The 529-nt window shown below is 73.5% G+C and carries 1 protein-coding gene; it reads right to left on the reverse strand.

The genetic code is table 11. From position 1 onward, the window contains the following. Positions 1-199: 199 nt before the first annotated feature. Positions 200-529 (reverse strand): hypothetical protein (locus ACFO3N_RS25035; protein WP_379801531.1); only part of this gene is annotated, 330 nt, incomplete at its 5' end.

Below are 529 nucleotides of genomic sequence, written 5' to 3' on the forward strand. Positions count from 1 at the left end.
CTGCTGCGCTGGTGCAGCTGTACGACGGCGCGGTCGCCGGCGCGCACCTTGATCGAGCGGCCGACAGCGCCATCACGGCCGCGCGCACCGCGCGAGCTCTGCTGGCGGCCTACGAGATTCCCTGACCGCCCCCGGAGCTCGAGACGCAGAGCTCCTCTCTATTTCCGTACTGCGTCCAGGCGCCGGCACCCCGCCGACGTCACCAGTCGACGCGCGGCGACGGCGGAAGCTCCGCGGCTTCGACGCCGAACCCCAGCACGCACAGCACCTCCGACGTCCCGTCGACCTTCCCGGTGAGCTCGACGAGCGCGCCCGGGCCCGCGTCGTCGAACACGCGGCGCGGGACCGTCAGCTCCGGCACCTGGGTCACGTCGTCGGTCCAGGCGGCACCGTCACGGAACGCGACCGTCGAGCGCCACGCCACCTCCAAGCTGCCGACCGGCGACCTCTTCGCCATCGCGACCCTCGGCTTCCGGGGCGAGGCGCTGCCGTCCATCGGCGCCGTCGCCCGCCTGTCGATCACGACGCG

Source organism: Flavobacterium chungangensis (genome assembly GCF_042654045.1).
Taxonomy (GTDB): domain Bacteria; phylum Bacteroidota; class Bacteroidia; order Flavobacteriales; family Flavobacteriaceae; genus Flavobacterium; species Flavobacterium chungangensis.